Source organism: Micrococcaceae bacterium Sec5.1, from assembly GCA_039636795.1.
Lineage (GTDB): Bacteria > Actinomycetota > Actinomycetes > Actinomycetales > Micrococcaceae > Arthrobacter.
The window spans coordinates 1,120,399-1,147,325 of the sequence record CP143430.1 but is presented as its reverse complement, the minus strand read 5'-3'; the positions used below and the strand labels follow the sequence as shown (position 1 = coordinate 1,147,325).

Sequence of the window (26,927 nt, the reverse complement as noted above, 5' to 3'; positions counted from 1 at the left end):
CGAAGAGAGAACACCATGACCTCCACAAATGACCACATCTACAGCGCAATCATCATCGGTGCCGGTTTCGGCGGCCTGGGCCAGGGAGCCCAGTTCGTCCAGGACGGCATCGAGGACTTCCTGATCCTCGAGCGCGGCAACGATGTGGGAGGCGTATGGCGCGAGAACACCTATCCCGGTGCCGCATGCGACACGCAGGCCCTTGTCTATTGCTACAGCTACTTCCTGAACCTCAAGGTAACTCGGATGTTCGCCGGCCAGGAGGAACTCCAAGGCTACCTGCGTTCCATGGTTGAGGAATTCGGGCTCGGCAAGCACATCCACTTCGGCCAGAACATCACCGCGACTGAATGGGACCAGGACCGCCGTCTTTGGACCGTGCACACGGCCGACGGTTCGGAGTTCCTGACCCGTTCGGTGGTGGCTGCCTGGGGCCAGTTGAACGAACCAAACATCCCCAACTTCCCCGGCACCGAAACCTTTGAGGGGGTGGCCTTCCACTCCTCGAAGTGGCGGCACGACCTTGACCTGACCGGCAAACGCGTCGCTTCCGTCGGCTCCGCTGCTACTGCCGTTCAGTACGTGCCCGAAGTTGCCAAGATCGCATCGAACCTGACCGTCTTCCAGCGCTCCGCAAACTACATCCTCCCCCGCGACCAGTACATCTTCACCGAGGAAGAGAGCGCCCGCTTCCAGGAAAACCCGGACACCTACCGCCAGCTGCGTCAGGAAATCCACGAATTCCGCGAAGCCGGATTCGAGCGTACCCGCCGCCACACCGCAGCTTCCGAGGAAGGTGTCGGACTGGCCCGCCAGCACCTCGAGACCCAGGTCTCCGACCCGGAACTGCGGGCCAAACTCACGCCCGACTACGACTTCGGTTGCAAGCGCATCCTGCGGAGCGACGATTTCTACCCCGCACTGACCCGCGAGAACGTAGAGCTCGTGACAGAGGAAATCACGGAATTCACTCCCCGTGGCCTGCGCACTGCCGACGGCGTCGAGCACGAATTTGATGTCATTATCTACGCCACCGGGTTCAAGAGCCACGCGTTCATGGGATCCATGCGCGTTTCAGGGCGCGACGGTATCGGCCTCGACGAGCGGTGGGGCAACGCTCCGGAGGCCTACCTGGGCATCACAGTGGACAACTTCCCCAACCTCTTCCTGGTTTACGGCCCCAACACCAATCTCAACCACAACTCGGTAGTTTCAATGCTGGAGGCCCAGCACCGCTACATCGCCCAGGCTGTCCAGTACATCGCGGCCGATGAATCACGCTTCCTGGAAGTGGACGGGGCAGTAGTGGAGAAGTTCAACGCATACGTTCAGGAAGAACTCCAAACGTCTGCTTTCTCCTCCGAATGCTCCTCCTGGTACAAAAACGAGGACGGCCGGGTTATCAACAACTGGTCCGGAACCGTCGAAGAGTACCGCGCCCACACCCACGACCTCCGGCTCGACGACTACCTGCAACTGGCCGAATCCGGGCCGGGAAAGTGACACGCATCGATCGGTTCAGCGACAGGCCTGTAGCGCCGGACGCTGCAGAGGTTCTGCAAAAATTCCGCGCCTCCGGCGGGCGCCCGTTTCACTCCTACAATGTGCAGCAGGTGCGCGAACTCTACGAGAGCAGCTGTGCTGCCTACGGACTAAGCGCTGACCCACTGTCGTCGGTCGCAGATTTCAACGTGAATGAATTCCAGGTTCGGGTCTATGACCCCCGCCACACCGGAGGACCCACCCCCGCCGTCCTGTTTTTCCACGGCGGGGGATGGGTCATGGGGAGCCTCTCAACTCATGATGGGTTGTGCCGTCGATTGGCCTCCCTGACCAACCTGCCCGTTGTTGCAGTGGACTACCGGCTTGCCCCGGAGCACCCCTACCCGGCGGCGATTGAGGACAGCCGCAGCGCTATGCGTTGGCTATTTGATACCGGCAACGAGCACGGGCTGAACGTGACCGAGGCTGTGCTCGTCGGTGACAGCGCGGGAGGGCAATTGGCCGCAGTCCTGGCCAACGAGAACGCCATCACGACGGATCCTCTGCCCATCGTGTGCCAGGTCCTCATGTATCCCATGGTGGATCTGACCATGTCCTCTCCGTCCTACAACCGCGTCACCGACGGGTTTCCCCTGGTTGCCGACACCATCGCCTGGTTCGCGGACCACTATCTTCCGGATGGTGCAGACCGCTCGGCACCGGATATCAGCCCCGCCATGGCCCAGCTCCCTGCAGGACTGCCACCAACGTATGTGATCACTGTGGACAACGACCCTCTGGTTGATGAAGGCGCAAACTACGCCGCCGCACTGGCCCGGGCCGGCACGGAAGTCCTTTTCCAGCACCTTCCCGGATACGCCCACGGGCTTCTCACCTCAGCGGGACGCATTCCCCGCGGAGAACAAACAGTGGACCAAGTGGCGGCCTTCATCAGGAACCGCACAATCTGACTGAGATGGAGCACGTCCTTCACCACATTAGGGGGTTAGGGGCCAAACTGTGTGACGTGATTGTCGGCTTTCGGCACGAAGGCATTGTCGCTGCCTGGTTGAGGCGTTCGGAAGGAAGGCGAGATGCCAGACCGCGGCGTACGAATGCGCCGACGACGGCATTGCCGCTCGAACTCGTTATCCTCGTGATCAAGACAACCAGGATCCTGAAGCGACTGTTGCCGCAACCGTCACTCCTCACAAATAGACTCAAGTTCAGGTCTTGGAGAATTGGGCAGTCAGGCGGCGCCCTTCGCGGTGCCAGCGCGATTGGCGTCTACTCTTCGCGGTCGATCTCCAAGTAGCTGAGCCCGCTCAAATCCAGCCAGTATTTGGTTGGTGTTTGGACCAATCGCAGCAGCACGCCCTGGCAATCGCGGCACCGGACCACAATTCCGGGCGCGTCGGTGAAGACCATGGTCTCGCCAAAAGCCCTGACTGAACCGCAATGCCTGCAGCGTCCCAGCGCCGCGATGATGTCGATACGGAACACTTCGGACAGGGCGCCGGCTGCGGCGTTCCCGTCCACATATGGAATCGGGTCATGGGGTTCTGCTGCTATGTCCTGGTCTTCGGACTCAGGAACAGCAAAGTCGTCGGTGCTGGTCACTGGATGCCTCCCGTCCCGCCAAACCGCTCGGTCTTTATCGACTCCGGCGGATATCCGGCCATTACCAGCCAATCCGAAACGGTCTCCACAAAGACGGTCTGGCCGCAAACAAAAACATCGGGTTTCTCCTCTGTTGGGAAGATCTTGCCCAAAAGGCTCTCGGAGGTAAGGCGACCTGGCGCTGCAGGCCAGCCCTCCGGCGTCGAACGCGTGTAGACGTAATCGACCATCAGCTTGGCTGATTCCTGGTCCAGTCGGTGCAGCTCGTCGCGGTAAAGCGAAGAATCCGGAGACTTGAGGGAATAGAGCAACCTGAACGGGGCTGCGCTATTGGACGCCTGACGCGCACGGATCATCGACATCAGCGGCACCACACCTGACCCTCCCCCAATCAGCTGCACCGGGTTCGCATCGGCTGGCCGCCAGACAAACCAGCCGCCCACTGGTCCCCGGATTTCCAGCTGGTCCCCCACGGCCAGATCCCGGACAAGGTAAGGCGACACTTCGCCGTCGGGCAGTTCATCAACGGTGATTTCCAGATGCTCGTCCGCACTTGCGGATGCCACCGAGTAAGACCGGATGGCTGTGTATCCGTCCTCTGCGGTGAGGCGGATATCAATATGTTGCCCGGCCAGATATCCCATCAAACCATCCACGCGCAGCCTAATGGTCCGGGCTGTGGCGTTTTCCAGTTCCCCACCCACCACCTCAGCGACCCGCCAAACAGAACTCACGGCAAAAGCCTCACGAATACCGCTCCTCACGCCACGGATTGCCGTGAAGATGATATCCATTCGACTCCCAGAAACCGGGAATGTCTTCGTCGGTCAGCTCCAAACCATGAACCCACTTGGCGCTTTTCCAGAAATACAAATGCGGCACCAACAGCCGCGCCGGACCGCCATGCGCCCGTTCAAGAGGTTCGTGATCGAACTCCCAAGCCACCCACGCCTTACCGCCCAGGAGATCCCACAGCGGAACATTTGTTGTGTAACCACCAAAAGAATGGGCGGTGGCGAAGTCGCGCGTGGTCTCCACATTTTCGAAAAGAGTGTCCACCGAGACTCCACGCCACGTTGTTCCCAGTTTTGACCAGCTGGTCACGCAATGAATGTCTTGGGTGATTTCCTCCTGCGGCAAGGCCATGAACTCATCCCAGGACCACGAGAGCCGCTGGCCATCCTCCGCAGTAATGAAGAACTCCCATTCATCGGCGGGAATGAGCGGAGCAGGTCCAGCGGTCAGGACGGGAAAGTCCTGCGTTTCATGCTGGCCCGGAGGCAACGCAGCATTCTCGGACCGTCGTCCACGGAAACCGGAAGAAATGATACCCATGTTTTACCTCCGCAGCGGAGCTTCGCCCGGCCAACGACCGTTGATGCCCCAACCATAGGGCAAGCTATGCGCGGGGTCTAGGGATGGACAAGGCTGAGCCACTATGTCCAGGAATAACCAATCCATGATTGGAGTGTTCAAGCTGCCGGCGCTCAGGTAGTGCCCAGCGGAGACACGGCTACGGAACATCCTTTAGCAACGTTTTGCGCTTTTGGCGCTTATGAACATTTCATTATGCCTAGAGTTAGGACATGAGTGAGATGAGAGTGACGGACGCCCGAAGCGGCCTCTCGGAGGCAGTCGATACCGCCTGGGTGAGCGATGAAGCGGGGTACCTGCTGCGCCGTGGACACGGCGTCGCGACAATGATCGACGCCGAAGACCTCACCACGCTGATTGAAGCCGCCGAGGACCTGGAAGACATCCGGGCGGCAAACGGGGCGCGGACCGAAATGGCCGACACCGGCGAAGCCCCGGCGCCTTGGGAGGAAGTCAAGGCGAAACTGGGCCTTGCGTGAGCTATGCCGTGCAGGATGCGCACCGAAGGCACATGGACAGTCCCGCCGGGCGTGAGATGTTCATCTGACATCAGTCGATTGCGAAGACGAGTAGGGAGCCTGTGGCAGTAGCTACGAGCTTGCCGCTAGCGTCGGTGACAGTGCCGTCCGCGAAGGCAACGCGATTGCCGGGCTTTGATACAACGCCTACACAGGTCAGTGGGCCGCTGTCAGCCTGCACCGAGCGAAGGTAGTTCACCTTAATCTCTATGGAGGTGTAACCCTGGCCTTTGGGAAGGGTTGTCTGCACGGCGCAGCCAAGGGCTGAATCGAGCAGGGTGCATAGGAGCCCGCCGTGAACCGAACCGATTGGGTTGTAATGGGACTCGTCGGGGTGACAGGTAAAGGTGGCAGTGCCCGGTGCCGCATGCACCAGGGTCATGTTCAGTAGTTCGCCCATCGGTGGGGGTGGCAGTTTCTTGCCCATCATTGCGTGCAGGTATTCCAAGCCGCTCATGCCGGGCATGGCTGCCGCGCCAATGGCCGGATCGTTCCAGGTTACGACTCGTTTACGCTCTGTCACTAATGGTCCTCTTGTTCGCTTCAGCTGGGCGTGCCCGTTGCACCGGCAGACACCAAGGTTTTTGGACACCGGGCGGGCCACTGCACCGCCCGGGTGTACTCTATCCACCGGGGTGCGTGTCGCCCTACATTGCAGACCTTCAGAGGAGCCGACTATGGCTGATGACAGGGTGAGCCGAACGCAGTGCAACGTGCGACGGGACCGGGTCCTGTGAACAAGAACCGGCTCGAGGCGTTCAGTGACGGCGTGCTGGCCATCATCATCACCATCATGGTCCTGGAGCTGCACACCCCGGAAACGCCAACATGGCAGGGCGTGGCCGCAGTTCTGCCGACCCTTTTCAGCTATCTTCTGAGCTTCGTGTATGTCGGGATCTACTGGAACAACCACCACCACATGATCCACCTGGCCAGTCGAGTGAACGGCGGGATTCTCTGGGCCAATTTGCACCTGCTGTTCTGGCTGTCGCTCTTCCCCTTCACCACACGGTGGATGGATGAGTCCGGCTTCACACAGGTGCCCGTCCTGTTGTATGGAATCAACCTGCTGTGTGCAGCGATCGCGTACTACATCCTGGAACGTCGCCTGATCGCCGCCCAAGGCAAGGACGGGGCCCTGGCCCGGGCTGTCGGCCGGGACTGGAAAGGCAAAGCGTCCCCCGTGATCTACATGGCCGGCATCGCAGCCACCCTGGTCCAGCCCCTGTTCGGGATCGCCATGTTCACCGTTGTGGCCCTGATCTGGCTGGTCCCGGACCGCCGGGTTGAGCACTTTGTCGCCAGGGCTCATCAAAGCGACAACGACGGCGGCTAATCGGCTGGGAGTCTGGACCCGAGCATGTCATGGCCATAGTTTTGGAACTGAGGTAACGAAGTGAATTCTGCCGCTGCAATCCCTGTTACGGCCATTCGAGTGGCCGAGCTGGTTCCCGAAGGCGAACCCATGCCGGTCTATGTGCACGTCATTGACCACCCCGACGGGCGCGTGCTGGTGGATACCGGCATGACTCAGCTTCACCCCGCGGTCGCCGACATGGACCCTCGTGTTTACCCACTGAACGAGCAGGACTTTGATATCAGCAGCATCGACATCGTCGTCAACACGCACCTGCACTTCGACCACTGCGGGGGCAATCACCTCTTCGCAGGCAAGCCCATCTACGTCCAGCGCCAGGAACTCGACGACGCCCGCAATCAGAATGACTACACCATCCCTGAATGGGTGGACCCACCAGGGGTGCACTACGTTCCGGTCGACGGCGAGTTGGAACTGCTTCCCGGACTACGACTCCTTTTGGCGCCAGGCCACACCAGGGGCTCACAAATCGTTGTCATCGATGGAGAAGAAGGCCCTACTGTCATCGCTGGAGACACGGCAGTTTGGTTCGAGGAACTCGATAACCCCCGCACTGAGGGCCAACTGCTGGTGCGTTCCCTGAACCCTGAAATGGTTTGGCTCTCGCACCAGCACAAGCCATGGACCCCCGAAAACACAGCCTCCCGGTGAACCAACACCAATATTGAATGGGGTTGCTTCCGCCGCCGTAACTGACCTTATGGTTCTTCACAGATGACACTACACACGCTAGAGTCATCTGTAACAATCGTCATTGTCAGGAGGAGAAATGGTGACCTCACGGCGGGACGTGATCCTGAAAAAGAAGGCGATAGCCGCTAGTCGGCGTGATGCAGGCGGCTCTTTCGCCACCAAATCCTCACCGCCTACCGTCAACGAATTCTCCGAGGTCGTCGGCGTCGATGCATGGATCCTGAAACGGGCTCTCAGTGAAGCGAACAGCATCTCCGCCCTGGGAGCCGCGATTGCGTCCAATCCGGATACGCCCTCTCCTGAACTTGTCCGCAGCCTGCAGGCGGAGGAGAACTGGTGGCGGCGGATCGAGAATGAACTGCCGTCGATAAGCAGCACTGAGACGGCAGCTCTCCTTGGCGCCAAGGCGACCAACCGGAACTTCGCGTCGTCGCAGCGATCCGCCGGCAGGCTGATCGGGTATCCCCGTCGCCACGCCATCCGCTACCCGAAGTTCCAATTCGATCTGCAGCGCGGTACCGTCCTTCCTGTCATTCCAGAGCTAGTGGCGCTCACCCGCGGTCTCGACGTCCCGGACGAAGACCTGGTCCTATGGATGGCAACCCCTTCATCGGCATTCGCTGATCAGCGCCGGCCAGTGGACCATCTCAACGACCGGGAACAACTGCTCGCCGCGGCCGAGGCCCACTTCGGGGCCATCTGGTGACGGTCGTCTGGCCCACGACCCCGGAGCCACCCGACCCCTTCGAGCCACGCATTGGAATCTTGGCACTTGGGACCATCCTCCACCGTATCCACTCCAACCGATTCCGGCCCAACCAGTTCAACCCCGGGCCCCAGGGCGCCGGCCGGTTCCACTTCTTCGGCGACCCCCTGGTCCCGGCCCTGTACCTGGCCGAAACCCGGGAAGCTGCCTTGGCTGAGACCCTGTTGCACGATATCCCTGTTGGTGCCCCGGCGACGCTTCCCCGCAGCATTTACGCCAACAGTGTCTTGGCGGGACTGGAATTGAAGCGGCAGGTTCGGATCGCAGAATTTTTCGGACTGGGCCTTCGTGCGCTCGGAATCGAAGCCACCCAACTTACAGACACCCCGATGGATAACTACCCACAGACGCGCAAATGGGCACAGGCAGCTCACTCCGCAGGGTTTGACGGCATCGGTTGGATGTCTAAACGCGACAACAGTGCCAGAGCCTTCATGCTATTTGGTGACAGGTTTCAGGAGGACCACCTTGAAGTAGTCCCGGGAAGCGGACTCGCCTTCGCCGCGGCTGACGGCTTCAGCTGGCTCGTGAATACCTGTGCGCCCCTCAAAGTCGACGTTCTCGCGAGGTAACAGGAGGCCCCGCCGACGAAGGAGAACCCCGGTCCGACTTCCCGGAGAGTTTCGGTGATCCGGCTGGTGGTCAGAGCGTTTTCCAGGTCACGTTGGACGACTTCCCCGGAGAGGCCGAGGAATTCGAAGTTGTGGGGATCTTGGCAAGCTGTTGGGCCAGCTCGGATGATTGCACAGCAAGTTGCCGCGCAAAGGTCGAAGTGGCATTCCCGGTGCGTTCCACAGCTCTATTCATGATCTTGTTCAGCAGCACATTGCGTGACCACCCGTGCTGAACTGCCGCCACATCGCAGGCGTTGGTGGAATCGGGGTCCATGCGCCGCCCCGAAAGTAGACCATAGAAGGCACGAAACAACTTTTGCTAAAACGCTTGACCACCCCAAGGATTAACGCTAGCTTACTAGTGATCAAACGCTTTAGCAGAATGGACATCAGCGCAGATGAAACGCTCAGTCTTCTTCCAACCCGCCAATGGATGGGTTGGGGACCTCATCCCCTTCGAAAAGGACGGCGAGTTCTGGCTCTTCTACCTTCATGAAGACCGTAAGGACCCGAAACCCGGCACTTCCTGGAATCTGGTCACCACCAAGGACCTCACGGAGTTTGAGAACCACGGCGTTTCCCTGCATCACGGCAGCGAATCCGACGTGGATTTCAACGCCTACACAGGCAGCATTGTCGTCGACGACACGGGCGTCCACCACTTGTTCTATACCGGCCAGAACCCCCGCAACCTCGGCCCCGACGGCGCGCCCCTGCAGCTGGTCATGCATGCCACGAGCACGGATGACATGCGGAGCTGGGTAAAGCATCCGGAACTCACGTTCGGCGCCCCGGACGGCTACGAGTCCGGTGACTGGCGGGATCCCTTCGTGTTTCGCGATGAAAGCAAAGGCCAGTGGAGGATGCTGCTGGCGGCACGCCACTCCGCCGGACCGGAACGGCGCCGAGGCGTCATCGCACAGTGCGTGTCCACTGATCTCATGACGTGGCAGCACACCGAACCATTCTGGGACCCGCGCCGCTACATCACCCATGAGTGCCCCGACGTCTTCTCCTGGGGCGACTGGTGGTACATGGTGTACTCCGAGTTTTCCGAATCGTTCACAACCCGCTACCGAATGGCCAAGAGTCCCGACGGCCCGTGGACCGTACCCAATCTTGACAGCGTCGACGGCCGCGCCTTCTACGCATCCAAGTCCGCAGAGCGCGATGGTCGCCGCTTCTTCTTTGGATGGATCGCAAGCAAGGAAGGCAACACCGACGACGGTCCCTGGCAGTGGGCCGGCACGATGTCCGTCCTGGAAGCACGCCAGAACCCCGACGGAACACTGGGATTCTCCTTCGCCGACGAACTCGTAGACAGCTTCTGGGAAGACGTCCCGGTAACCCTGCCAACCGAACTGCCCACACGACTGGACATACCGGACGGGTACACCGCCATCGTGTCCGAAGAAGAACTGCCCAGCCAGTTTTACGCCAAGGCAGTACTGGACATTGACCCCAACACCACCGAATGCGGGCTGTTGCTCCGATCAAGCCCGGACGGGGATCAGTCCTACGTCCTGCGCCTGGAACCGAAGCGCGGGCGCATGGTTTTCGACCGGTGGCCAAGGAAGATCACCGGCGACGCGCAGTGGCATGTCTCCGGGGACATCCCGTTCGACATCGAATTGGAACGCCCCTGCCACCTGCCTCCCGGCGAACACACGCTGGAAGTCATCGTCGACGGGGACCTGTGCGTTGCCGTTGTTGATCGGCAGGTCGCCCTCAGCACCCGGATCTACGACTTGCCCGCGGGGCGGATCGGCATCTTCACCGGGGAGGGCTCCACTGCTCTTACCGAACTTCAGATACGTAAACGCACAGACAACTAAACACCACCACTTTCGGCTCAAATCAAAGGAGATTGTTCCATGAAGAAACTGATTCGCACGGCTGCGGTCGCAGCCATAGCTGCGCTGTCCCTGGCCGCCTGCGCCGGCGGAGGGGCCGGCGGCCCCGCCAATGTGAGGCCCACCGGCGAGATCAAACCGAGGGAAATCTCATGGCTGCTCTCCCGCCCCGCAGACGGGGCAGTAATCAACATCATGAAGAAGGTCGCGGACGACTATGCCAAGGACCACCCGGGCTTCTCGCTGAACCTCATCACCACCCCCGACCGCCCCTCATATATCCAGAAACTCGAGACCCTCGCCGCCGCGAACAAGCTTCCCGAGCTTTTCGACACGGATGCTACACCGTTCGCTCAACAGCTCGCCAAGCAGGGCAAGATGGTGGACGCGGAAAAGCTGCTCAAAGACCTGGGCGTGTATGACAACTACCGGCCCAACGCCCTGAACTACCAGCGATTCGACGACGGATCGCTGTACATGATCCCGTTCCAATTCGAACTGGAGTTCATTTGGTACAACAAGGCCCTACTGCAGCAGGCTGGCGTCCCGGTACCGAAGTCGCTCGACGACATCCCCGCGATGTGCACCGCACTGCGCAACGCCGGAATCACCCCGATCGCCATCGACGGGCAGGACCAGTGGCCCCTGGAACGCTACATGGCCTACCAGCCGTTCAGGACGGCGGGTCCCGACTTCCTCCAGAAGCTGAAGAAGGGCAACGCGAAGTTCTCTGACGCTGCCGGGAAGAAGGCCGTTGACTGGCTGGCCGCCCTGGGCAAAAACAAGTGCTTCCAGGATGGCTTCTCGTCCCAGGGCTACTCCGACGCCCAGAACATTTTCACCTCCGGGAAGGCAGCGATGTACAACATCGGCACGTGGGAATTGCCAAGCCTGGCGACTGACAAGCTGAACCCGGCAGTTCGGGACAATATTGATTTCCTCACCCTCCCGACGACTGAAGGATCTGTCACCGCTGCCAACGAATACGTCTCGCCGTCCGGAATCGGCATGGCTGTCAATGCCAAGACCTACGACCCGCTCGTCAGCGACTTCCTCAAGTTTGCCCTGACGAAATACCCTTCCGAGTATGCGGCGACCGGCGCTCTTTCACCGACGACCAACGTGCAGACCGCCACCCCGGCCAATGCGACTCCCCTGTACAAGACGGCCCTCGAGACGGCGAACGACCTGGGAGGTCAGCAGGCCATGCCGTGGGATACCCAGCTGGACCCGACAACCGACTCACGGCTCAAGCAAGAACTCGTGCTCCTCGTCCAAGGCGACATCACGCCGGAACAGTTCACCAGCACGATGGACAGCACCATCGCGCAGAACGCACCGAAGTTCTTCAAATAACAGATAACGGTGGGGGCCTCGGGCCCCCACCCGAAAGGCCCCACCATGCTCCCCAACAGGTCCCGACTCTCAGTCCTGGTTTTCCTGCTCCCACCCCTGCTGCTCTACGGCGCCGCCGTACTGTTCCCCATCCTCCAGTCCCTGTTCCTCAGCTTCTTCTCCTGGAACGGCATCAGCGACATGGAGTTCGTCGGCCTCGCCAACTACCTACGGATGTTCACCGGCGATGACGTCTTCTGGCGCTCCTTCTTCAATGCACTCGGCTACCTGTTCATCTGTCTGGTCCTGCAGCTCGGCGGCGCGCTGCTTGTCGCCACCCTACTCACCTCTCTGCGCCGCGGCCGCGAACTAATTAAGACTCTTTACCTGCTGCCGGCCGTGATCTCCACCGTGGCTATCGCATTCCTCTTCGTGCGGATCTACTCGATCGACCCGGTGGGTCTGCTCAACCAGGTGCTGCAGTGGATCGGCCTCGGCACCCTTGAACACGCATGGCTCTCAGACGTGAACACCGTCCTCACGGCAGTATCGGTACCGGAAGGCTGGCGCTTCACCGGCCTGTACATGCTCATCATTTACGCGGCCTTGCTATCCGTTCCGCAGGAACTTGAGGAAGCCGCCCGCCTCGACGGTGCGTCACGGTGGCAACTGTTCACCAAGATCCGCTTCCCGCACATCCGGCCCGTCTGGATCACCACCACTATCATGGCGACCACTTACGGCCTGCGCGGATTCGACATCCCCTATCTGATGACCAACGGCGGCCCTGGACAGTCCTCGGAACTGCTGACCACCTACATGTACAAGACAGCTTTCACCAGCACTGACTTCGGCTACGCCAGCACCATCTCGGTATTTATCGTCGCCGAGTGCCTGGTCGCCGTCGGACTCATCCTTCTCATGCTCAAACGAAAGGCGGACGCATGACCGCGCAAGCAGCTCGGATCACAAGGCCCCCTGCAACATCAGAAAGCAGGCCACCACTGCCCGCGTGGCGCAGGCGCAAACGAAGTCTGCACGGCACCCTGTCAAAGGTCCTCATCGCGCTCATCGTCATCGTGCAGGTCTACCCGCTCGCATGGCTTTTCATCACCAGTCTGCGCACTGAAAATGACTTCGCGACGGGCGACCCGTTTGCCCTGCCCAAGGCGATCACATTCGATAACTACGCCCGCGCGTTTGAGACCGGCAATCTCGGGATGAACATCGTCAACAGTTTCATTGTCACGATGGGCGCCAACCTGCTGATCGTGCTTCTGGGCATGATGGCGGCCTATGCCCTGCAGGTCCTCGGCTTTCGGTTCAGCAAGTTCGTCCGCAGTTTGTTTTTGATTGGCATCATCGTGCCCGTGCAGATCGCGCTGGTACCGCTTTTCATCGACTACTCGACCGTTAACCTACTCGACACCTACCCATCGATGATCATTCCCCTGGCGGGATTCGCTCTTCCGATGTCGATCTACCTTTTCTCCTCCTTCTTTGAATACATCCCTCGCGAGACGTACGAGGCTGCCTCGCTGGACGGCGCGGGCCCGTACCGGATCTTTGGGCTTATCACCCTCCCGCTCTCCGTGAATACTGTGGTCACAGTCGTTCTGGTCAACAGCATCTTCATCTGGAACGATTTCATCTTCGCCAACACGTTCGTCCTCTCTGAGGGACTCAAGACGATCCCACTGGGCCTGCAAAACTACATCGGAGCCATGGGAAAAACCGACTGGACGGCCACCTTTGCCGCGGTCTGCGTCACGATCACGCCCCTGCTGCTGGTGTTCCTCGTGCTGAACAAGGCGATGATCCAAGGCCTCGAGAGCGGGGCGACGAAGGGGTGACGCCCATGACAGCCGGATATACTCCCGATGGAGGGCAAATGATTTCGCAGAAGAAAAATTCGGGCAACGCGGCCACCCCCGACGTTCCTGTCAAAATAGGCCGCGCGCATCCGGTTACCCTCCGCGAAGTTGCTGAAGCGGCCGGCGTGTCCACTGCCACGGTCTCCCTGGTCATCAACCAGAAGAAGAATGCCCGCATTGCAGATAAGACTCGTCAACGCGTCCAGGACGCAATCCGGCAGCTTGGATACCGCCCCAATGCAATGGCCAAGACCTTGGTCAGCGGCACCTCACGGTTCATCGGGCTGGTCGCAGACGGCGTCGCCACAACCCCCTTCGCCGGCCAGATCATCCACGGGGCGCAGGACGAAGCATGGAAACACGGGTACGCCCTGCTGATCGCCAACACCGAGGGCAACCGCGACCTGGAAAAGGACGCGATCGCCATGATGCTGGAATACAAGGTACGCGGCATCCTGTACTCGACATGGTTCCACCGGCCCACTGACATACCGGAAACCCTGCGTGAGGCGGACTTCGTCCTCGTCAACTGCTTCGCTACAGAGCCCGGGGCAGCCCGCGCTGTCGTCCCCGACGAAGCACAGGGCGGGCACTCCGCGACGCAGATCCTGCTCAACGCCGGCCACCGACGCATCGCCTTCATCAATGCCACGATCCCCGCACCGGCAAAAGACGGACGGCTCCAGGGCTACAAAGACGCGTTGGCTGCCGCGAGCATTGGGTTTGACCCTGACCTGGTCATGGAAGCCTACCCCGACCAGGAAGGCGGATACGGCGCCACCGAAGAGCTGCTCAAACGCAACGTCACCGCCGTGTACTGCTACAACGACCGCATGGCCATGGGACTCTACGACGGACTGCGGGAACACGGGCTGTCCATCCCTGACGACATCGCCGTGGTCGGATTCGACAACCAGGAAGTCATCGCAGCCCACCTTCGGCCGCCGCTGTCTACAGTGTCACTGCCGCACTACGAACTCGGGGCGGCAGGAGTACGCATGCTGCTGGGCTTGGACGAAGCACCCAACGACTCCGCAGTGAAGATTGCGTGCCCTACCGTTGAACGCGCATCCGTGGCTGCGCATTCGCCCGTATAGGTTTCGAGCACCCGGCTGGACTCGGGCGGTTCTGAGCCACCACGTCCGGCGGTCTGCCGGAAGAGCGAACAAACGATGTTGCGGGAGGAGGTTCTTCCCTCCTCCCGCAAGGCTCAAATCAGGGCTCCGGCGCACATTCGTCATTTCGTCGAGTGTCTGTCTTGTCCAAAAGGACGACGACATGCCCCCCGGCAATTGGGCAACGGCTTGTTGCGCAATTGGGTCCGCGCGGGAGAATCCGGTCAAGACGCGGCGAATCTTTATCCCCGGGAACAATAACCCGATGGTGTGCGTTGCAGTGTCGTCAGAATCGAACATCAGAAAGAGAATCACCTAAGTGGCAACTGATTACGACGAAGTCCGCTCCGACGTCAAGGAATCCCAGGACCGCTCGTTGGAGGCACTTAAGTCTGCCAACGCACCCGATGCCCGCAGCGTCGTCACGGAATTGGACGAGGCCGATGCGTTCGATGAGGGCTTGACGCCCGGCGGTGAAATTGTCTCCGAGGAACTCATCGTTCAGGTCATTCCCCAGGCCGAGGACGAATTCACCTGTTACTCCTGCTTCTTGGTCCGGCACCGGTCCCAATTGGCACGCGAAGCCAACGGCCACTCATACTGCATCGAGTGCGAAGGCTAAACCCATTGCCGTAGGTACCACCACGAACCGAACAGCATCGCAGAATCGCGCCCAGGCGGCTGGCACCCCAGCCGTCCGCAGTGACGCAGCTCAGTTGCCCTGAGCCAGCGGCGCCAGTCGGTACCCAACGCCGCGCACGGTCTCGAGCCAGCGCGGGTTCTGGATGCTGTCACCAAGTTTCTTGCGCAAGTTGCCCATATGTACCTCAACGGCACGTTCGTCGGCGTCGCTGACGTAACTGCCGACGTCGTAGGGTTCGTTGCGGAGTCGCCGCGCCAGATCTGCCTTGGTCCGCACGATCCTGCCGGTCTCAAGGAGGGCGAGCAGGAGGTCGAATTCGGTGCGTGTCAGCCTCAGTTCCTTGCCGTTCAGGACTGCCGTCCGGGAACCTGCCGAAACGGCAAGGCCGTTGTGGCTCATTTCCGGGTCAGTTTCTTCCACGGCTGCCTTGGACTCCGACGACGCGCGGGGCCTTCGCATCATGGCCTCGACGCGTGCGCGAAGTTCGCGGGGCCGGAACGGCTTGGTGAGGTAATCGTCACCGCCGGCCTCAAGGCCCATGAGGGTGTCCAGTTCCTCCGCCCGGGCGGTGAGCATGATGATGTAGGCGTCGGAGGATTTCCGGATCTGGCGTGCCACTTCGAAACCATCAATATCGGGCAGGCCCAGATCCAGCGTTATGACGTCTGGATTCAGTTCGCGCGCTGATGTAACGCCTGCGGATCCAGTGGATGCAACATGGACGTCAAACCCCGCTTGCGAAAGGACCACACGCACCAATTCGCGAATATCCTGGTCATCTTCAATGACCAGCCCCACACGTACTTCACTCATCGCTGCCCCTCAGCCCCTTCGATAACCCTTCGAAGTATAACCATTATGGTTAGGCTGATCTCATGAACCGACTTTCTTCTGCATTCCCGGTGGTTGCGCCGTGACCCGCCCAACCACCTGGGATCTTGGGGAGAAGAAAAAACTCCTGGTTTTTCGGCGCTCTTTCCACGAACACACCCTGCGAATGAGGGTGGTTCTCAGCCAATTGCCGCTGTCTGTCTGTGTCTGCATTTCGGCGATTCTGGTGTGGCTCTTTTTCCCGGCCACCCTCGAGAATCCCCTGTTTCTCCTCTTCCTGCTGAGTCAGGCATTCCTGTTAGCGGTGTGCGTCATTGTGCCTTGGCACCGGCTCCCGTTCCCCAGCTTCCTGGCGATACCGATCCTGGACATGGTCTCGATTTCCTTCGGCAGGGAAGGAGGGCAGGAATCGCTCACGGGACTCAGCGTCCTGGTGGTCCTGCCCGTCATTTGGCTCTGTGCATCCGGCCTGTACCCAAGACTGGCCATTGCCATGTCATTCGTGGGTCCGCTTTGCATCGTGTGGGCCCCCTTGTTCGTCAATGGATCACTAACGGAGCGGGACCTCACTAAACCCCTGCTCTTCCCCATCCTGATGCTTGGCATCGGCGTGTCCGTGAGCGTGCTGACGCTAAGCATGGTCCGCCAGCAGCGGGCCTTGGAGCAAAAGGACGAGGAGCTAAAGAAAGCCCTGGACATCAGAACCAAACAGGAACGGCTGCTCAACACCGTCATGGAAGCCCTGCCGCTGGGTGTGGTGGCCGTGGATGGCGACGGTCATGACATCCTCATGAACCGCCGCCAAAGACACACGCACTCCCTGGCAACTCCTGCAGGCAACGACGATCCGAACGAATCCCAGCTGCTCGTCTTCGACCAGGACAGGACCACGCCGTTGCCCGTCGACCGCCGTCCAGTCCGGCGCGCGGTTCTGGGCGAAAGGTTCACAGACCAGCTCGTGTGGCTTGGTTCCGGAGCAGAGCAGCGTGCCTTCACCACAAGTGCCCGCCCCATGGTTGACGACGCCGGGAACTTCGCCGGCTCGGTCGTCGTCTTCAGCGACGTCACGGACCTGGTAAATGCCCTGGCCGCCAAGGACGACTTCGTGGCCAACGTCTCCCACGAATTCCGAACGCCGCTGACGTCCATCCTTGGTTATGTGGAGCTTCTGCTGGATGATCCCCGGTCCCTCGATACTTCCTCGCGCAGGCAGCTGGATATCGTCCGGCGGAACGCCGAAAGGTTGCTTACCCTGGTGTCCGATTTGTTGGCAGTGCGGTCGGGCCACATGATCATTCAGCCGCACACAGTGGACGTGGCTGAGCTGGTGCGGGGAAGTGTGAGTTCTGCCGGTCCCCGCGCTGCCAAGGCGGGCATCCGGTTGTCCATGGATGTCCCTGACTCTTTGGAAGCCCATGTGGACTCCTCACGCATAGCCCAGGTCCTGGACAACCTGGTATCAAACGCCATCAAGTACTCCCCCCAGGGCGCAGACGTAGAAGTAGCCGCGTGGGAGGATCAGGAATTCGTGTTCTGCCGTGTGTCCGATACCGGCATGGGCATGACCCAAGAAGAGCAGTCCGAGGCGTTCACCAAGTTCTTCCGTGCCGGCGGCGTACGCAACAGCACCATTCCCGGCGTCGGGCTTGGACTGCCCATCAGCAAAGCGATCGTCGAAGCGCATGGCGGAACCATCACACTGGAAAGCGAACCCGGCCGGGGCACAACCTTCCTCGTGAAGATGCCCGCCTAAGCGTTAACGCGCTGCGCCCGCGCTCCCCGCTACGGCGGCATCACGACGGCGGCCGAAGAGGAAGTAGCTCACCGGTCCGAAGAAGTTGATGAACGAAACAGCACGCCACACCGCCTTCTTTCCCCTGATTCTGGAATCGGGGGTCTTGCCGATGCTCCGCTGCGCCGCACCGAGCAGGGCCATATTGATGGCTCCGCTGACGATGAGCATGATCCGCTGGCCCTTGCTCATATCGCGCCACGATTTCCTGCGAGCCATGATGCCTCCATCCGTGAAGATTTAGTTATCAGGCTAGTCCGACGCCGTTCGTCCCGCCACAGCCTGACGCACAACCTCGCCCCAGGATTGTTCCGCAAGGTCCGCCACGGCGGCCAGGATCTCCGACGGCGGCAGTGACAGGTCCAGGGGATACTCCACGATGTCAATGTCCGTGTTCAGGATCCTGCGCAGCTTCATCTCCCCAGGCCCGGCATAGACAAGCCACGCAGTCGGGACCCTTAGTGCGGTGCAGTACGCCAGCAATTGGTAATGGTCCGCGTTCAGTGAAGCGCCGGCGTCGCCTGCCGCTGTGTACTTGGAGTCGTAGACCACCACCGGCCTGCCGCCCAGGAAATGGACGGCGTCGGGGCGAACGGTCAGGCGATCAGAGTCCCGGACAGCCTCATTGAGCATCGCTCCATATTGGAGGCGCATCTCCCCTGGGTAGGCACTCATCGCGTGGCGCAAGGCCGTGCCCACGAACTCCTCGAAAACTTGTGCCATATCCACCACGAAGGACGCCGTCTGCTGCTTCCCTTCTCCGGCCTCGGCCGAGGCATTGCGCAGGATGACCTCCGAGAGCCGCAGAACGGCGTGGTACCTGAGGTTCATTCGGTTGGCCCGCCACGGCGGCAGTGGAGCTCCGGACTGAAGGCGGGTGACGGCGTCGAGCTTTCCCTTGAGCTGGCGCAAGCGGCTCAGGACGTCGGCCCGGACACCGGGCACCTTTCCCATCCGTTCCAAGGCGGCGCGGAGGATGCGGTTTTCGGCGATGTCCTCAGTGAATTCGTCGTAGGACACTTCCAAAGGCACCATCATTCCGGGCCTGCGGGAGATCTGGTCCGAGATGCGGATGCGGCCTTTGACGGTGCGGAGCGATTCATCGATGGTGAGGTAGCCCTGAAGGACGCCGCGGCTCAGGGCGCGGTCGGCCAGCTGGGCCAGCGACTCGGCCAGGGCGCTCCAGAGATCTGGATGCTCAATGGCTTCCACGGAGTGGTCGCGGAACCCTTGATCACCGGCGTAGCTGAGGAGGAAAAGCAAACGACTCAGGCCAAGCCGGTCTTTGGGGCGGACCTCAAGCTGGACAGTGGAAGTCCTTACCGATCCGACCTTGCCAACGGGTTCGATCCGGTAGAGCCCCATGCCAATCGGTGAGGCCTTGGCCAGCCCACTGGCATTGATGAACGCAGCCGTTGGGGGGTCGAGTTTGTCAACGACTCCGCGTGAGAGCTCGTCCATGACGATGTGCCGGGTCCCGGCAGCCGCCGACGTCTTGCCGGCGCTTGCTGGTGGCCGGCGCGGACGTGGCGGGACGTCCTTAGCGGGCAGCAAGTCGTCCCAGCAATTGGTCCAGGCCGAAGCGTTCCTCTAGCTGCGCGCGGTTCAGTTGCCCGTGATAGTGCTCCTCCAGCAACGGCATGAGCTCGTACTTCCAGATGCGGCGCAGACCTGTGGGGTTTTGGGCAGCGTTCTTCATGAAGTAGGACGGCCCGATCATCAGGTCGCGGTCCCAGTCGTCGATGGCGTCGTTGAGAGCGTCCAGGAGATCCGCGTTGAGGGTGTCCAAACCACGCGCTTGAAGGAAGCGCCGCAGCGATCCCCTGACCGGTTCCACCTTCGGATGGAGTTCGATGAAGGCGAAACGACGACGGATGGCGGCATCCATCATGGCGATGGAGCGGTCAGCGGTGTTCATGGTGCCGATGATGTACAGGTTGTCCGGCAGGCTGAAGGGCTCGTTGGGGCTGTACTGCAGGTAAATGCGGTCGTCACGGTACTCGAGCAGGAAGTACAGCTCGCCGAAGACCTTGGCCAGGTTGGCACGGTTCATCTCATCGATGATCAGAAAGTACGGCTTGTGCGCGTTCTCCGGCTTGGCAGCTTCCTCCGCGAGCCGACGCAACGGCCCGGCCACAAGCTTGAAGGAGACCTGTCCGTCGTCGGTCTTGTCCGGCCGGTAGCCCTCAAAGAAATCTTCGTACGCATACGACGGATGGAACTGCACCAGCTTCACTCGTTCATCGGTGCTGTCCCCTGCCAGCTCGGCAGCGAGGTGCTTGGCCAGGTACGTTTTGCCGGTCCCTGGCGGACCATAAAGAACCAATTGGCGGTTCTCTTCGAGCAGTTCGGCGATCTCCTTCAGCGGCTCGAGGTCCATGTGGAGGGACGACGCGAACTCTTCCGTCAACGGCCGGAAACCTTGCTGGACAACCTCGACGACGGCGGTGGGCGGCGCTTCGTCCTCGCCGTCGGTTTCGGCTTCTACCGGCAGGAGTTCCTGCAGCGCCTGAATAACCCGGGTGACATCCACGATGATGCCGGGTGTGGACAATTGCCGCTGCGCATGGCGCGGAAGTTCGGTGATGGCGTAGCTGTCATCGAACCAGCGGACCTTGCGGCGGATACGCCGGTTGTCCTCATGGTGTTCGGGCTCGCCAAGAACGACTCCCACCCGAACGCGTCCGGCGTTCTGGTAGAGCGTAAGGTCGCCGGGTTTCATTACCGTGAGGAAGGCGAAGACCGCGGTTTTAGTGTCCTCGCGCTCTACGTAGCCCAGGTGTTTGTAGTCCTCGTCCACGGCATGCTGGACCACGCCCGCAGTGACTCCGGCAGTGAGCGAGCGAAGGTGCTCGACATCCAGCGTGGCTTTCTCTTCAGCAACCCACGCGGCCAGCAAATCAGCGTTGTCGTGATGCGTACGCAGCAACCAGGATCTGCGGCCGGGGTCTCCCACCTTGCGCCATTGGCTGACCAGCTGGCGTGCGTACCAATCGATGCGCTGGCCGGCTTGTTCGTCCAGGTGCAGCCGGATCCGATGGATGTCCGCGGTGACGTCCTCTTCGGTATCGCCCCCGGCGCCACCAACGAGCGAAGCGAAAGCGTCACGAATCTCCCGGCGCTCCACGTCGGCCACCACGGGCTCGAAGTAGCTGGGCCACACCAAATACTCAATACTGCGACGCAGGGCCGGCTGGTCCTCCGGTGTTCCGACCGCAAGCTCATGGAACTTCAAAGGATCGGCAAGGGACTGGTTGATGGTTTCCGTGCTCTGGCTGTCCACGTGCGCAACAAAGCGGCACAGCCATTTCAGGTGGTCCCAAATGGTCCAGTTGAACTCCGCGGTACGGTCGCGGATCACGCCGTGGTCCGTCATGCCCTCGTAGAGCTGTTCCGGCAACTCGATGGCCGGTTCCACCCAGGAGGCAGCTTCGGCCACGCGGGCACGCTTCACCCTGAGGGACTTGACCTCGTGGGCCAGCGGCAAGGACTGAAGGAAGAGCAGCTCCACTGCCAGCAGCTTGGCCTCGCGGGACGCGCCTTCGAGGTTTTGCCGGAGATTGGTCATCATGGGGGCTTTGGAATCTTCCACCCCGCGCTCAAGGCGTTCAAGCAGCTCCCCGGCCGCGTCTGCCGTCCACGTCAGCGTGCGTCCGTCCAGCGCTGACGGTCTTCCTTGGAGGGCCGGGCCCAGCACATACCAGGCCGCGTCCTCGATCTCCTTGGAGATTCCGGGGGCGCGGTCAATGGCAGGCTTCACGGAGGGGGTCACCATGCCAACTTACCTTGTTTGACTTAGCCAAGCATCTGGATTTGGAGCACTGCGAAGGCGCAAAGTCTTGACGTGGGCCTGTCATTCCCATAGACATGCAGTACCCGTAACATGCAGTGATCGGATCCAGACAATGGTGTGGACCTCCAACGCTTTTCGCCGGGCGGGGCCTCATGTCAGGAGCGGGATTTGTGAACAGCAAACCTCCTGACAAAGGCCCAACGCGGCTGCGTATTCGCGCCCGGTTTCCGTTAGCGCTTATTGCGGCAGCGGTGCTGCTCGGCTGCTTCCAATCTGGAGCAGCCACCACGGTGCCCTCGGCCATCCAACAGATCCGGGCAAACTCATCGACAGACGCGTCGTCCGTAGCCAACCGGTCCACGAATGACACACCGGTTCAGGGCGCCAACTCATCGGGGACGTCTGAGCCTGCGCCTACGAAACCCCTCGGGACGACGCTCTGTCAACAAACAACCTCAGGATTTGGAGTGGCGTCCACCAGCGCCGCTCCTTCGGACCTCCAACTCCACAATGCTTCGGCCATCATGGTGGCGGCCCAAAAACTGGGCCTTCCCTCGGATGCCCAAATCCTTGGGGTACAGGCCGCGCTTGGCGAATCTTCCCTGGAAAACAAGGACTTCGGCGATAGCGCCGGCCCCGACTCCCGCGGGTTGTTCCAACAGCGGGCCAACGGGGCATGGGGCTCTTATGCCGATCGCATGGATCCGTTCATCAGCGCAACCAGTTTCTTCCTGGCTCTGAAGGGCATCAAGGACTGGCAGCTTCTGCCTTCCACCCTGGCCATCCACCAGGTACAGCACAACCAGGATCCCGACCACTACACCAAGTACCGGGAGCTGGCCCAGAAGATCGTGGGTTTCCTGAGCTCCCAAGGTCCGCTGACATTCCCTTGTTCCAGCGGCAGCGGCTCGTGGCAAACGTCCGTTGGCAGCGCTGAGTCCCTTCACGTACGGCCAGGACCAGGCACTTTAATGTCCCCACTGGTGAATCTGCGCCCCAGCTCACCCTTCGGGCTGCGCACCAGTCCCATCACGGGTGCCCCTGGTGAATTTCATACCGGGCAGGACTTCGCGGCGCCCTGTGGAACCCCGGTTCATTCTGCCGACGACGGCTACGTCCGCGAGGTGGGCTGGCATGCCTGGGGCGGGGGCAACCGAATCGAGATCGATCACGGCAACGGGCTTATCACCACGTACAACCACCTGCAGGCGAGCGCCGTGCGCAAAGGGCAGGTAGTCCAAGCCGGGGACGTCATCGGATTGGTCGGCTCCACTGGTTCGTCGACTGGATGCCACCTTCATTTTGAAACAATTGTGAATGGCGTGCTGGTGAACCCATCATCGTGGAGCTTGATTCCGTTGGATAGGGAGTCGTCCGTGGATCTGCTCAGGCTCACGAGCTACTCACCAGCAACAGGAACGACGCCGGTTGGCGAACTTCCGGTGTGGTCGCTCGGCGGCGCGCTTGGCGAGCAGGCGACGTCGGCCCCCGCGACGGCCACGCCGTCGACTCCCGAACCTGCAACGACCCCAACGGTTACGCCCACGCCTACTGCAACGGCGGAGCCCACACCAACTGCGACTGCTACGCCGACGCCGACCCCAACGGCTAGCCCGACCCCCACCACTACGGCCACGCCGACTCCAACCGCTTCGCCCACGCCGACCCCAACGACCGCGCCGACGGCAACTCCAACCAGTGAACCTACCGCGACGCCCACGGCTACCCCAACGCCCTCATCCGAACCCACGCCGTCGCTCACTCCGACAGCCACGGCCGCTCCCACCGCAACCATCACGGCGACCCCAAGTACAGGGCCAACGCCGACTCCAACCAACACGACGACCCCGACTACCGGGCCCACACCGACTCCAACCATCACGGCCACGCCCACTCCAACGCCCTGAGCGTGTCCTCAAAGACGTGTCCGACCTTCCGTCTGCCCGCGTGAAAGCAGACGGAAGGCCAGACATATTCTTACTAGCCGCCACCATTCCTGCTGAGCGGGAGCATTCCTGCTAGCCGGCGGCCGCGATCCTGAACACCATGGTTCGGGCTTCGGGTTTGAGGGCGAAATCCGGCCAAACGTCGGGTCCGCAGGCCCTGGAGCCCAGTCCGTGCTGTGCTGCGTCGAGGTAGAGGAAGCTGTTCCGGCTCTGCGGCAATTCATGTGGATGGGCCGCGCCTGTGACCTCCTGCGCCGTATGCCGGGACAAGGTGAAGCCAGGGAGTCGATCCCTGGAATCGGGAAGTGCGTGGAACGTCACCCAGGGATCCGTACCGTTGTGCAGTTCCAAGGATCGGACCGCACTCCTGTGCCCGGTCTCCTGCGGCCGGGCATAATTCACGCCGAGCTCGTCGATTGCCGCCGAGTAGCGGCCCACCAGGGCAGCATGCATGCTGTCGGGATACGATTCCCGGGGTCCTGTCCCGAACCAGGAGGCTCCGTCCACTGATCCGGGCAGGTCAAACCGCACTCCCAGGCGAGGCCACACGATATTCCAACCCGAGCTGGGTGCAATGTCCAAGCGCAGCCACAGCTCTCCCCCGGACACCTGCCACTGCTCGTCCACGGAAACAGAATGTGCGGTGTCCGCGGCGGCATAACGGGTGGTGACGAACACGCAGTCGTCGGCCTGCACCACTTTCTCGACGCGGGCCGTCAACCTATCAAGACCCGCCTTGAGCCACACACTCTGATTGGACGGAGCCGGGACGCCGTTGCCATTGTTGAGCCAGGGGTCGCCGAGGTCGTAGCTGCCGAAATTCGAACCTCGATCATTGTCCGTTGGTGCTCGCCACAACTCCAGGCGCGGGCCGGATACCGGCAGTCCAGCCAGGGCAACGAGCCGCCCATCCTCGAACTGGGCAGGTCCCAGAGTTAAGCCCCCGGCCGCCCCGGTCTCCCCGCGCCCAGCCGACGACAGTGGTCGCGGGGCCTTAGTGGGACGCCTGGCAGCAGGTGCAGTGAAATCCAACTGCGCAGTGCAATCGAGCTGCGCAGTGGAAATGACATGTCCAGCAGGTGCCCACGCGGTGTCCTTGCGCAGGGCAACCTCAACGGTGAGCCACTGTTCGCCGGCCTTCACCTTACTGAGTGCCCGCACCGCCGACTCCGGCAGCTCCATAACTGTGGAGTCACCGGCAGCGAGTTGACCGCCAGCGGAGGTCACGACGTCGAACGTTCCGGACGCGGTCGGCTCGCCGTCCGTTTCGGTGCGCCAGCGAAGGACGACGTCGGACGCGTCCGCCGAGTGCCGCAGGTTGGCGACTGTGAGCAAGGGGCGGGTCACGCCGTCGGTGACGGCTGTTTCGAAACCCAAGCGGAGGGGCGCCACGATCTGTTTGAACTCGAATAGTCCCGGACTGGGCGTCGAATCCGAAAGAACCATGCCGTCCATGACGAAATTGCCGTCGTGGACAACCTCACCGAAGTCGCCCCCGTAGGCGAAGAACTCTGTGCCATCAGCGGTGGTGGTGCGGATCCCGTGGTCCCGCCATTCCCACACGAAGCCTCCATGCAGCCGCGGGTAGCGGTCCACCAGGTCCTCATATTGGTCGATCGCACCGGGACCGTTGCCCATTGCATGCACGTACTCGCAGAGGATGAACGGTTTGCTGCGTTGGCGCGCCGATTCCGCGGCTGAGCAGCCGAGCAGGAGCGAGCCGGAATCGTTGCGGCCAATGGCTTCGGTTTCGGGGATGGAGGAGTACATGCGCGAGTAGACGTCGGTGTACGCGCCGGTGTAGTCGCCCTCGTAGTGCACGGGACGGCTGGAGTCTCGCGCGTGGGTCCAGGCGGACATGGCCGCGAGGTTGGCGCCTGTTCCTGCCTCGTTACCCAAGGACCACATGACGATTGAGGGGTGGTTCTTGTCCCGCTCAACGGTGCGCTCCATCCTGTCCACCAACGCCTCACGCCAGGCGGGATCGTCACTGGGATTTCCGGCCCAGCGGTGCCGCTCAAAGCCATGTGTTTCAAGATCGCATTCAAGGATCACCCAAAAACCCATTTCATCCGCGAGATCCAGCAGGCGCGGATGCGGCGGGTAATGGCTGGTGCGGATGGCATTGACGTTGAACTGCTTCATCATGGCCAGATCGGCGCGGGCAAAATCTTCGTCGAAGACGCGGCCACGGTCCGGGTGCGTCTCGTGCCGGTTGACGCCGTGGAACACCACCCGCCGCCCGTTCACCAGGAATTGGTCTCCCTTGATCTCCACGGTACGGAAGCCAATCTTCAACGAGACCGTTTCACCTTGGCTTGAGATCGTCGCCGCGTACAGTCGCGGCACTTCCGCGGACCAGGGTTCGACGGCGGCAATCGCCACCGGGGCGACATCCGCCGGAGTTTCCCACGTGACATCAACATCGAGCTCGGGAACGCGGAAGCGCACAGGATAGGCAGCGGGAGCAGCGGCAATTTCGGCGTCGATGATGCCTGAACCGGAGTCGCTGGTGCCTTCAAATGGGGTCCGCAACCAGACGTCGTCGATACCTGCTTGAGGACGGGCCTGAAGCGTGACGTCGCGGAAGATGCCCGGCATCCACCACTGGTCCTGGTCCTCGACGTAGCTCGAAGCAGACCACTGATGGACGCGGACGGCGAGGACGTTTTCCCCGGGCCGGATTGCCTCGGTGACGTCGAATTCCTGGGCAAGCCGGCTTCCCGTGCCGACGCCGATTACTGTGCCGTTGACCCACACTTTGTAGCGGGATTCCACCCCGTCAAAGCGCAAGACGATCCTCTCCGCACTTGCCCAGTCAGCAGGAATGGTGAAGGTCCGACGGTAGTCGCCCGTTGGATTCTCGTCCGGCACGTGGGGTGGCTCGGTGGGAAAAGGGAACTGGACGTTGGTGTAGATGGGGCGGCCATAGCGGCCCTCACCTTCCAGGACCCAGTGGGAAGGAACCGGGATTTCATCCCAACCGGAATCGTCCAGACCTTCATCAGCGACTCCTTCTACCTGCTCGCCGGCGGGCAGGACTCCCCTGCCGCCGGGCGTTCCGGGCGCACCGGGCAGCAACCGGAATCTCCACAAGCCGTTGAGTGGGATCGTGGGCGCGTCACTCCGCAGCCAGGAGCGGGCTGGCAGCCGATTGCCGAAGCCGGGGCCACGATGGGTGATGTAGGAAGTACCGGCAAACAAGGCCGAGGATGTCGATTCCACGTGGCTCCTTCAAGCGTCCACTGCAGGGTTGGGTGTGACCACGCTAACACAAATTTCGAGTAGTTACTCTAATTT

Annotated in this window: 24 protein-coding genes and 1 pseudogene; 15 read left to right on the top strand and 10 right to left on the bottom strand. The window is 61.3% G+C overall.

Annotated elements, in window-relative coordinates; translation table 11 throughout:
* Window positions 1-15 precede the first annotated feature (15 nt).
* Together VUN82_05435 and VUN82_05430 are read left to right on the top strand one after the other, a co-directional pair.
* Window positions 16-1,503 carry an NAD(P)/FAD-dependent oxidoreductase gene (locus VUN82_05435; GenBank protein XAS73287.1) on the top strand — a complete coding sequence of 496 codons (1,488 nt, stop codon included), beginning with the start codon at window positions 16-18 and terminating at the stop codon, window positions 1,501-1,503.
* Window positions 1,500-2,453, top strand: a complete 954-nt coding sequence (locus VUN82_05430) for an alpha/beta hydrolase (GenBank protein XAS73286.1) — start codon at window positions 1,500-1,502, stop codon at window positions 2,451-2,453. Before VUN82_05435 ends, VUN82_05430 begins: the two co-directional genes overlap by 4 nt.
* Window positions 2,454-2,769: 316 nt before the next feature.
* Here the strand turns inward: VUN82_05430 and VUN82_05425 are convergent, their stop codons facing one another.
* The 3 genes from VUN82_05425 to VUN82_05415 are packed head-to-tail and all read right to left on the bottom strand — an operon-like array spanning window position 2,770 to window position 4,437.
* On the bottom strand, window positions 2,770-3,102 hold the full coding sequence (locus tag VUN82_05425; GenBank protein XAS73285.1) for a DUF6510 family protein: 333 nt from the start codon (window positions 3,100-3,102) through the stop codon (window positions 2,770-2,772).
* Window positions 3,099-3,896, bottom strand: a complete 798-nt coding sequence (locus VUN82_05420) for a ferredoxin reductase (protein XAS73284.1) — start codon at window positions 3,894-3,896, stop codon at window positions 3,099-3,101. Before VUN82_05420 ends, VUN82_05425 begins: the two co-directional genes overlap by 4 nt.
* The gene (locus tag VUN82_05415) at window positions 3,847-4,437 is read right to left on the bottom strand and encodes a molybdopterin-dependent oxidoreductase (GenBank protein ID XAS73283.1); all 591 of its coding nucleotides are present in this window, start codon (window positions 4,435-4,437) and stop codon (window positions 3,847-3,849) included. The genes VUN82_05420 and VUN82_05415 overlap by 50 nt, the downstream gene beginning before the upstream one ends.
* 251 nt (window positions 4,438-4,688) lie before the next feature.
* Between VUN82_05415 and VUN82_05410 the strand changes: the two genes are divergently transcribed.
* The gene (locus VUN82_05410) at window positions 4,689-4,955 is read left to right on the top strand and encodes a type II toxin-antitoxin system Phd/YefM family antitoxin (GenBank protein ID XAS73282.1); all 267 of its coding nucleotides are present in this window, start codon (window positions 4,689-4,691) and stop codon (window positions 4,953-4,955) included.
* A 70-nt stretch (window positions 4,956-5,025) separates the two neighbouring features.
* On the opposite strand, the gene VUN82_05405 is transcribed toward VUN82_05410, so the two are convergent.
* Entirely contained in the window at window positions 5,026-5,517 is a 492-nt protein-coding gene (locus VUN82_05405) for a PaaI family thioesterase (protein XAS73281.1), read from the bottom strand.
* A 210-nt stretch (window positions 5,518-5,727) separates the two neighbouring features.
* On the opposite strand from VUN82_05405, the gene VUN82_05400 reads away from it, so the two are divergent.
* The 4 genes from VUN82_05400 to VUN82_05385 all read left to right on the top strand — a co-directional run bounded on the left by VUN82_05400 (window position 5,728) and on the right by VUN82_05385 (window position 8,403).
* Complete coding sequence (locus tag VUN82_05400) at window positions 5,728-6,330, top strand: TMEM175 family protein (GenBank protein ID XAS73280.1); 603 nt, start codon at window positions 5,728-5,730, stop codon at window positions 6,328-6,330.
* A 60-nt stretch (window positions 6,331-6,390) separates the two neighbouring features.
* Window positions 6,391-7,023, top strand: a complete 633-nt coding sequence (locus VUN82_05395) for an MBL fold metallo-hydrolase (GenBank protein ID XAS73279.1) — start codon at window positions 6,391-6,393, stop codon at window positions 7,021-7,023.
* Between the two features lie 118 nt (window positions 7,024-7,141).
* Window positions 7,142-7,771 (top strand): hypothetical protein, encoded by a 630-nt coding sequence (locus VUN82_05390; protein XAS73278.1) that lies wholly within the window; start codon window positions 7,142-7,144, stop codon window positions 7,769-7,771.
* Window positions 7,772-7,830: 59 nt separating this feature from the next.
* Entirely contained in the window at window positions 7,831-8,403 is a 573-nt protein-coding gene (locus tag VUN82_05385) for an RES family NAD+ phosphorylase (GenBank protein XAS73277.1), read from the top strand.
* A gap of 11 nt (window positions 8,404-8,414) precedes the next feature.
* Here VUN82_05385 and VUN82_05380 read toward each other — a convergent pair.
* A pseudogene (locus VUN82_05380) lies at window positions 8,415-8,686 on the bottom strand (DUF1016 domain-containing protein).
* 157 nt (window positions 8,687-8,843) lie between these two features.
* Between VUN82_05380 and VUN82_05375 the strand changes: the two are divergent.
* The 6 genes from VUN82_05375 to VUN82_05350 all read left to right on the top strand — a co-directional run bounded on the left by VUN82_05375 (window position 8,844) and on the right by VUN82_05350 (window position 15,244).
* Window positions 8,844-10,280, top strand: a complete 1,437-nt coding sequence (locus tag VUN82_05375) for a GH32 C-terminal domain-containing protein (GenBank protein XAS73276.1) — start codon at window positions 8,844-8,846, stop codon at window positions 10,278-10,280.
* Window positions 10,281-10,319: 39 nt separating this feature from the next.
* A complete protein-coding gene (locus VUN82_05370; protein ID XAS73275.1) occupies window positions 10,320-11,654 on the top strand; it encodes an extracellular solute-binding protein in 1,335 nt (444 codons plus the stop codon).
* Between the two features lie 45 nt (window positions 11,655-11,699).
* Window positions 11,700-12,581 carry a sugar ABC transporter permease gene (locus VUN82_05365; protein ID XAS73274.1) on the top strand — a complete coding sequence of 294 codons (882 nt, stop codon included), beginning with the start codon at window positions 11,700-11,702 and terminating at the stop codon, window positions 12,579-12,581.
* The gene (locus VUN82_05360) at window positions 12,578-13,486 is read left to right on the top strand and encodes a carbohydrate ABC transporter permease (GenBank protein XAS73273.1); all 909 of its coding nucleotides are present in this window, start codon (window positions 12,578-12,580) and stop codon (window positions 13,484-13,486) included. Before VUN82_05365 ends, VUN82_05360 begins: the two co-directional genes overlap by 4 nt.
* Before the next feature lie 38 nt (window positions 13,487-13,524).
* Window positions 13,525-14,604: a LacI family DNA-binding transcriptional regulator gene (locus VUN82_05355; protein ID XAS73272.1), complete on the top strand. Its 1,080-nt coding sequence runs from the start codon at window positions 13,525-13,527 to the stop codon at window positions 14,602-14,604.
* Between the two features lie 337 nt (window positions 14,605-14,941).
* Window positions 14,942-15,244 (top strand): DUF4193 domain-containing protein, encoded by a 303-nt coding sequence (locus tag VUN82_05350; GenBank protein XAS73271.1) that lies wholly within the window; start codon window positions 14,942-14,944, stop codon window positions 15,242-15,244.
* Window positions 15,245-15,334: 90 nt separating this feature from the next.
* On the opposite strand, the gene VUN82_05345 is transcribed toward VUN82_05350, so the two are convergent.
* A complete protein-coding gene (locus VUN82_05345; protein ID XAS73270.1) occupies window positions 15,335-16,078 on the bottom strand; it encodes a response regulator transcription factor in 744 nt (247 codons plus the stop codon).
* Window positions 16,079-16,178: 100 nt separating this feature from the next.
* Between VUN82_05345 and VUN82_05340 the strand changes: the two genes are divergently transcribed.
* Window positions 16,179-17,849: a PAS domain-containing sensor histidine kinase gene (locus VUN82_05340; GenBank protein ID XAS73269.1), complete on the top strand. Its 1,671-nt coding sequence runs from the start codon at window positions 16,179-16,181 to the stop codon at window positions 17,847-17,849.
* Between the two features lie 3 nt (window positions 17,850-17,852).
* Here VUN82_05340 and VUN82_05335 read toward each other — a convergent pair whose 3' ends face one another.
* From VUN82_05335 to VUN82_05325, 3 genes are all read right to left on the bottom strand, one after another.
* On the bottom strand, window positions 17,853-18,107 hold the full coding sequence (locus VUN82_05335) for a PLDc N-terminal domain-containing protein (protein XAS73268.1): 255 nt from the start codon (window positions 18,105-18,107) through the stop codon (window positions 17,853-17,855).
* A gap of 33 nt (window positions 18,108-18,140) precedes the next feature.
* Window positions 18,141-19,349 carry a restriction endonuclease gene (locus tag VUN82_05330; GenBank protein XAS74617.1) on the bottom strand — a complete coding sequence of 403 codons (1,209 nt, stop codon included), beginning with the start codon at window positions 19,347-19,349 and terminating at the stop codon, window positions 18,141-18,143.
* 79 nt (window positions 19,350-19,428) lie between these two features.
* Complete coding sequence (locus tag VUN82_05325) at window positions 19,429-21,663, bottom strand: AAA family ATPase (GenBank protein XAS73267.1); 2,235 nt, start codon at window positions 21,661-21,663, stop codon at window positions 19,429-19,431.
* Between the two features lie 485 nt (window positions 21,664-22,148).
* Between VUN82_05325 and VUN82_05320 the strand changes: the two genes are divergently transcribed.
* Window positions 22,149-23,588: a M23 family metallopeptidase gene (locus VUN82_05320; protein XAS73266.1), complete on the top strand. Its 1,440-nt coding sequence runs from the start codon at window positions 22,149-22,151 to the stop codon at window positions 23,586-23,588.
* Window positions 23,589-23,699: 111 nt separating this feature from the next.
* Here VUN82_05320 and VUN82_05315 read toward each other — a convergent pair whose 3' ends face one another.
* The gene (locus tag VUN82_05315) at window positions 23,700-26,852 is read right to left on the bottom strand and encodes a glycoside hydrolase family 2 TIM barrel-domain containing protein (protein XAS73265.1); all 3,153 of its coding nucleotides are present in this window, start codon (window positions 26,850-26,852) and stop codon (window positions 23,700-23,702) included.
* Between the last annotated feature and the right edge of the window lie 75 nt (window positions 26,853-26,927).

Bases quoted from the DNA above. Each gene is read 5' to 3' on its own strand.
- VUN82_05435 (XAS73287.1), top strand. From the start codon at position 16: ATGACCTCCACAAATGACCACATCTACAGCGCAATCATCATCGGTGCC.
- VUN82_05420 (XAS73284.1), bottom strand. From the start codon at position 3,896: ATGGATATCATCTTCACGGCAATCCGTGGCGTGAGGAGCGGTATTCGT.
- VUN82_05415 (XAS73283.1), bottom strand. From the start codon at position 4,437: ATGGGTATCATTTCTTCCGGTTTCCGTGGACGACGGTCCGAGAATGCT.
- VUN82_05410 (XAS73282.1), top strand. From the start codon at position 4,689: ATGAGTGAGATGAGAGTGACGGACGCCCGAAGCGGCCTCTCGGAGGCA.
- VUN82_05390 (XAS73278.1), top strand. From the start codon at position 7,142: ATGGTGACCTCACGGCGGGACGTGATCCTGAAAAAGAAGGCGATAGCC.
- VUN82_05375 (XAS73276.1), top strand. From the start codon at position 8,844: ATGAAACGCTCAGTCTTCTTCCAACCCGCCAATGGATGGGTTGGGGAC.
- VUN82_05370 (XAS73275.1), top strand. From the start codon at position 10,320: ATGAAGAAACTGATTCGCACGGCTGCGGTCGCAGCCATAGCTGCGCTG.
- VUN82_05365 (XAS73274.1), top strand. From the start codon at position 11,700: ATGCTCCCCAACAGGTCCCGACTCTCAGTCCTGGTTTTCCTGCTCCCA.
- VUN82_05360 (XAS73273.1), top strand. From the start codon at position 12,578: ATGACCGCGCAAGCAGCTCGGATCACAAGGCCCCCTGCAACATCAGAA.
- VUN82_05355 (XAS73272.1), top strand. From the start codon at position 13,525: ATGATTTCGCAGAAGAAAAATTCGGGCAACGCGGCCACCCCCGACGTT.
- VUN82_05345 (XAS73270.1), bottom strand. From the start codon at position 16,078: ATGAGTGAAGTACGTGTGGGGCTGGTCATTGAAGATGACCAGGATATT.
- VUN82_05335 (XAS73268.1), bottom strand. From the start codon at position 18,107: ATGGCTCGCAGGAAATCGTGGCGCGATATGAGCAAGGGCCAGCGGATC.
- VUN82_05330 (XAS74617.1), bottom strand. From the start codon at position 19,349: ATGGACGAGCTCTCACGCGGAGTCGTTGACAAACTCGACCCCCCAACG.
- VUN82_05325 (XAS73267.1), bottom strand. From the start codon at position 21,663: ATGGTGACCCCCTCCGTGAAGCCTGCCATTGACCGCGCCCCCGGAATC.